We start from the raw sequence: 6,123 nt of genomic DNA on the forward strand, positions 1-6,123 counted from the left end.
TTTTCTGCGCTGCCGCTTACACCAATTTCCGGTAAACGTTCCACCCGGGTGTCCCTGATCTCCTCTTCCGCAATTTCAGTGGCTTTCCTGTTTATTTCAATGATGCGGCTGTGTGCTTCTGCTTTCCTCCATGCTTCGGAAAGCGTTAATTTTAAAGTATCCTGGCCTGTGGCAATAAAATTCCTGCCCACGAAAAATACTCCTGCTAAAAAAAGACTTCTGCTGTTCATAATATTCGGCTGCAAAATTATTACGATAATCCATTGTTGATTTCACCGTAATAGTCAATAGTTTCATCATTCTGGACAAATGCTATTTTTGTACAGCGTACCTTATTATTTTACATAACAAACAATTTCTATGGGCTTAATTGCTTCATTACCGGAAATAGAAAAAAAGAGAAATTCTGTTTTTGTGATGCATGAAAAATCGGAAAAGCTGATACCCCTTCACTGCCACAATAAGGGACAATTAAGCTATGTGGAAGGAGGGATCGCCTATATTACTGTTGAGAATCTTACTTACGTGGTACCATCCAGGCATTACTTTTGGATTCCGCCCGGCATGTGGCATATATTACGGATGGGGCACAAGGCCCACGTGCTGCGGTCGCTCTATTTTTATGCCCACGATGATGCGGCAGATCTTTTTTATAGCAAACTGGGAATTTACCCGGCCAGTGAACTGCTGATCCAGATGATCAATTACACCGAACGCTGGGATGGAAAACATGTGAGCAGCAAAGACTATAACTTTGAGTTCCTGGTGGCACTAAAAAAGATCCTGCCTGAAAAAAGCAGGAAGCCCCTGCCCATTGTGCTGCCCGCTACCAATAATGAACAGATGCAGGACATTACCGACTATCTCGAAAGAAATATCGGGAAAAAGCTTACGCTGAGCGGCGTAAGCAAACAATTTAATATTGGGGAACGCTCCCTTTCCCGGTTATTTCAATCGAACCTGAAGATCTCGTTCCTGCAATATCTTAAAACCATAAGAATGATAAGAGCTATTGAAATGATCCTGAAAACAGGCAAACCTATCAGCGAAATAGCATTTGCGGTGGGTTACAGCTCTATCAATTCTTTTAGTGATACATTCCATGAGTTCGTACACGCCCGGCCTTCCGATTTCAGGAAGCCGTAACAGGCCAACCGGCGGCAACACCGGTTGGCCTGTTCATCAGGAACGTTGTGTGCTGATCTTTGTCAGCTGTGCCAGTGTATAAGCGCCTACGGCCATAACAAGGTCACGGACTGCTACGTCGAAATATTGCCCGGCAACAAGCAACTGCAGCGCAATGCAGATCAGCCAGGCCATTACCACGTAAGCACCCACCAGTGGACGCACCAGTACCAGTATGCCGGCGGCAATTTCAATGATCCCCACAATTTTCATGAAAGTGGCGGCGGCGAAAGGGATCATAGCAGCATTACTGCCCAGGTAGTTTTCCCAGTGGGTAAGCAGGTTGGTGAATTTGTCCAGCCCCGCTACAATGGGCACAATGCCAAAAGTAAAGCGTAAGGTTTTTTGAAGCTGTTGGATAGTTGCCATGATACATGTGTTTTTAGTATGATGGTTAGAGCTACACGGCAAAGAAAGGTTACAAAAAAATATACCTTTTATTTTCTTGTAACTTTTTACCGGTTATTTCATCTAATTAACATGACAGCACAAAAGGAAGAAATAGTAAACCTGGTTTCCGATCAGGAAGCAATAGCAAGGATACTGGCAGGTGAACATCAGCTGTTCCGCGTGATCATCAACCGCTATAACCAGCGCCTCTACCGCACAGGTATATCTGTTCTGGAAGATGATGCGGCTACTGAAGACGCGATGCAGAACACCTATATCAATGCCTACAGTCACCTGTCGCAGTTTCAGTTCCGTGCTTCCCTTGGTACCTGGCTCACGCGCATTATGCTCAATGAGTGCTATGAATTAAAACGAAAGAACAGGAACACTTTTACCAGTCCACTATCACCAGATAAATTTACAGATATGAAAACCCCGGCCAGGGATTTAGCAAACAAGGAATTAAGCCAGATATTGGAAGAAGCCATTACCCGGCTCCCGGAAAAATACAGGCTGGTTTTCGTATTGCGCGAAATCGAAGAAATGTCTGTAAAGGAAACTGCCGGCGCGCTTACCATTGAAGAAAACAATGTGAAAGTGCGCCTGAACCGGGCCAAAGCCATGCTCCGGGCAGACCTGAACGCTTATATGAAAGATCATGTTTATCATTTTCACTTAACCCGCTGCGACCGGGTTACCCGGAATGTTTTGCAGAAGCTGGGCATAGATGGAGGGGATAATGCTTCGGAATAACAGGAATCATTTGAGATAACAATACCCCATTTTCGGGAAACCAATGGCCTGGCGTTATTGCGGCTGTTTAGCCGCCTTCGGCGACTACGCGGATTTTGTCTGACTCAGGATTTGATGATTTTGCTGATTCCGCTGATTTTATTTTTTTGATTTAGAAGATATTGATGGTAGACATATTCGTTTATCTGTCTAAATGAGCCCCTTTTCTGTCCGGTTCACCCTTAAACCGGTTTTCATTATTTCCTTCCCGGGGTACTTTCGTTCTGCCTTGGAGCACAAAAGCATCCACAGGAAAGTATCATGGCAAACACAGAAAATTTTAACCGCAGACGCTTTTTAAGCATGGCCGCCTTAACTATTGCGGCAACAAAACTATCTCCTCTGCAGGCATTGGCTGCAAAAAGCGGCAACCGTAAACATAGCCCCCGGCTCCTGCCCTCTTTCGATAACATAAAACAAGTAAAAGCCGGGCTGCTGGATGTTGGCTATGCAGAAGCCGGACCGGCAAATGGGCAACCCGTTATCCTGCTGCATGGCTGGCCTTATGATATCCATAGCTATGCAGAAGTATCCGCTATACTGGCTGCAGCAGGCTACCGCGTAATTGTACCGCATTTGCGGGGACATGGCACTACCAGGTTCTTATCGGATCAAACATTCAGGAACGGGCAGCAGGCGGCGGTGGCCGGCGATATCATTGCCCTCATGGATGCCCTGGATATTAAAAAAGCGATCATTGGCGGGTTCGATTGGGGCGCACGTACCGCCAATATTATTGCGGCATTGTGGCCCGAACGCTGCAAAGCAATGGTATCTGTAAATGGGTATCTTATCAACAACCTGGAAAAAAACAAACAGCCATTACCACCCAAAGCAGAACTGGGCTGGTGGTACCAATACTACTTTGCTACCGATCGCGGTAAACTGGGTTATACGGCCAATTGGTACGACTTCAATAAACTGATCTGGAAAAACGTATCTCCCAAATGGGACTTCGATGAGGCCACCTACAACCTGTCGGCCGCCTCCTTCAAAAACCCCGACTACGTTGCCATTGTGTTGCATAACTACCGCTGGCGCCTCAGCACCGAACCCGGCGAAAAGCAATATGACGCCATCGAAAGCAAGCTGGCAGCTGCACCGGCTATTGCCGTGCCCTCCGTTACGCTCGACGGCGATGCCGATGGCGTGGTTCCCGCCAGCAACGGTTCCGCTTTCGCACACAGGTTCACCGGCAAACACGTGCATCATATCATTAAAGGCGCAGGTCATAACCTTCCGCAGGAAGCACCGGAAGCATTCGCCCATGCCATCATGGAAGCTAACAGTTACGCCTGACAACAACCACTATCCAGTAAAAAAACAGTTATATGAAGATACTCACCCGGAAAACAGGATGGATAACAGCCATCTTTGTATTGGTGATCACGGCCATGCAATTTATTGGTCAGCCGGTGCAAAACCACCCCGTAACAGCGCCCATCAAAGCCCCTGATGAAGTATTGGGCATTCTCCGGCGCGCCTGCTACGACTGCCACTCCAATGAATCCCAACTTAGCTGGTACGATAAAATTGCGCCGGTGTCCTGGCTGGTATCCGCCGATGTAAAAGAAGCGAGATCGAGATTTAATTTCTCTACCTGGGATACGCTTTCTCCTGCAAACCAGCAGGGCTTCCTCTGGGAAATGGTGAACATGGCGCTCACAGGCAAAATGCCGCTGGACTCCTATGCAGCCACACATCCGCAAGCCAGGCTCACTGCAGAAGATATTACCACGCTGAAAAAATATGTGAATGAGCTCAGTCCCGCGGTATACCACGATACCACCGTTATAAAAGATGCAGATAAAGCGTTCAGGCAATTCCGGGAAAGATCTGCGCCCCCAACCGGGAACCCCATAGCCGCCAACGGCGTGGCATACACTCCTGACTTCAGGAAATGGCAGGTGATCAGTACCACCAACCGGTTCGACAATCACAGCATCCGCGTGGTATATGGCAACGATATTGCCGCGAAAGCCATTAAGGAAAACCGGGTCAATCCTTTTCCCGAGGGCAGCACTATTGTAAAGGTAGTATGGAACAGCATTGAAGAAACAAACGGCGACATCCTCCCCGGATCTTTGAACAGTGTGCAGATCATGACGAAAGACAACAAGCGGTTCGCCAACAGTAAAGGCTGGGGATTTGCAAAGTTCAACGGCACTGCACTCAAGCCATACGGCGCTACGCCCATGTTCAATACCACCTGCTTTAACTGCCATAAAATTGCCAGTGCAAACGATTATGTATTCAATCTTCCATTGCCCAACAATGACCTGCAATAGCGGGTATCTTCTCTCTTATTAAAACAAACGGCATGAAAAATTTTCTTTTACTTTTCTTCATTACTGCTGCAGTCGCCTGCAGCCAGCCTGTTCCGGATCACCAACATACACGGGAGATATTCAACGCCGGCGGCTTGCAGGTGATCACTTCATTTGCCAACAGGCAGCAGCAAACCATGAGTGTACTGTTTGGTAATACCGCTGCTGAAACGTGCGCGCTGGACGGCTACAAAACACATGTTCCCGGCGAGGTATTCAAACTCGTTACCTTTAAACAGGCCGGTAATAAGTACTGGTATGGCAGTTATATCAACGGTGCGGTACAAAGCGTTGAAACCATATCTACCACCACAGGTGCGGCGGATCAACTTAGCTACCGGCTGGAACGCGGCCGCCATAGCAGCGGGAACATCAGTCCCGCTGCGCGGATCAGCTATATATTTTCACACAGGCCGTCGGTTTTTCCATGATATTCTCTACGTGGATAATGGCGCCGGTTAACTTTTTCTGATCGTAAGATAAAAATGAGATATTTTTATCGCTACCAGATAGATTTATTACAGATGAAAAAAACAGGTTTTAAAATATCGCCGGCAACCATATGGGTCAGCTCTATAGGCTTAGGGCTACTTTCTTCTGTACCCCAGATTGCCGAACACCATTTTCATTTGGCAGAAGCAGCGGTGAATGCGGGTATCACCGCCACCTTTGCACTGTTGATGTGGTACTTCAATATTTACATGCTGTCGCGCCAGTCTGATAAGCCCCGTAAACAAAGCATCTCGTATTCCAAGCTGCTGAGCAGCCTGCTGTTTGGCCTGGTGGTAATGCTTGGACTGGCTTACATCCAGCAACTGATCCTGTCGCATATTAATTTCGGACCGGTGATGCTGATGGTGGAAGTCAGGGGTATCCTTATCAACCTGGTGTTTTATATGTTCCTGCACCTGCTGCAGCAAAATTACGAGAATCAGCATGTAACGATGGAACTGGAACGTATTAAAAGTGATAACCTCAGCGCCCAGTATGAGCTGCTGAAGCAACAGGTGAACCCGCATTTCCTGTTCAACAGCCTCAATACGCTAAAAGCAATGGTAGAAAGCGGGGAACAGGAAGCCGTTGATTTTATTATCAAGCTATCCAACTTCTACCGCTTTACGCTCGAAAGCCGGAAGCTGGACCTGATCCATGTAAGGGAGGAAATGGATATCCTCAATGCCTATCTTTTTCTTCAGAAAGCACGCTTTGGCGATGGCTTCACTTTTGCAAGCACACTCAGTGATCAGTTGCTTGAAACACTGATCCCTCCCTTTACTTTGCAACTGCTGGTGGAAAACTGCATCAAACATAATATCGTTTCCCTTGAAAAACCGCTGCATATCAGGATCTATGAAGAAGATGATAAAATAATTGTAGAAAACCAGGTGCAGCCGAAAACAGGCGAACAAAATTCCCTGGGGGTAGGTCT

At 47.1% G+C, this 6,123-nt stretch carries 7 protein-coding genes and 1 pseudogene; 6 read left to right on the top strand and 2 right to left on the bottom strand.

Going from position 1 to position 6,123, the window contains the following annotated elements:
- A pseudogene (locus VN105_RS12450) lies at positions 1 to 230 on the bottom strand (hypothetical protein); the annotation flags it as partial.
- Positions 231 to 360: 130 nt separating this feature from the next.
- On the opposite strand from VN105_RS12450, the gene VN105_RS12455 reads away from it, so the two are divergent.
- Positions 361 to 1,146, top strand: coding sequence for an AraC family transcriptional regulator (locus VN105_RS12455; RefSeq protein WP_325641305.1), 786 nt, complete (start codon positions 361 to 363; stop codon positions 1,144 to 1,146).
- Positions 1,147 to 1,182: 36 nt separating this feature from the next.
- Here the strand turns inward: VN105_RS12455 and VN105_RS12460 are convergent, their stop codons facing one another.
- Positions 1,183 to 1,554 carry a hypothetical protein gene (locus tag VN105_RS12460; RefSeq protein WP_325641307.1) on the bottom strand — a complete coding sequence of 124 codons (372 nt, stop codon included), beginning with the start codon at positions 1,552 to 1,554 and terminating at the stop codon, positions 1,183 to 1,185.
- A gap of 111 nt (positions 1,555 to 1,665) precedes the next feature.
- Here VN105_RS12460 and VN105_RS12465 point away from each other — a divergent pair, with 111 nt between their 5' ends.
- The 5 genes from VN105_RS12465 to VN105_RS12485 form a co-directional block, all read left to right on the top strand.
- Positions 1,666 to 2,328, top strand: coding sequence for a sigma-70 family RNA polymerase sigma factor (locus VN105_RS12465; protein WP_325641309.1), 663 nt, complete (start codon positions 1,666 to 1,668; stop codon positions 2,326 to 2,328).
- A gap of 300 nt (positions 2,329 to 2,628) precedes the next feature.
- On the top strand, positions 2,629 to 3,666 hold the full coding sequence (locus tag VN105_RS12470) for an alpha/beta hydrolase (RefSeq protein ID WP_325641311.1): 1,038 nt from the start codon (positions 2,629 to 2,631) through the stop codon (positions 3,664 to 3,666).
- 32 nt (positions 3,667 to 3,698) lie between these two features.
- Entirely contained in the window at positions 3,699 to 4,655 is a 957-nt protein-coding gene (locus tag VN105_RS12475; RefSeq protein WP_325641313.1) for a heme-binding domain-containing protein, read from the top strand.
- A 32-nt stretch (positions 4,656 to 4,687) separates the two neighbouring features.
- Positions 4,688 to 5,125: a hypothetical protein gene (locus VN105_RS12480; RefSeq protein WP_325641315.1), complete on the top strand. Its 438-nt coding sequence runs from the start codon at positions 4,688 to 4,690 to the stop codon at positions 5,123 to 5,125.
- Between the two features lie 54 nt (positions 5,126 to 5,179).
- A partial coding sequence (locus VN105_RS12485) for a sensor histidine kinase (RefSeq protein ID WP_325641317.1) occupies positions 5,180 to 6,123 on the top strand: 944 nt, incomplete at its 3' end.

The sequence above is a fragment of the Chitinophaga sp. genome, from assembly GCF_035564935.1.
In the GTDB taxonomy this organism is placed as follows: Bacteria; Bacteroidota; Bacteroidia; order Chitinophagales; family Chitinophagaceae; genus Chitinophaga.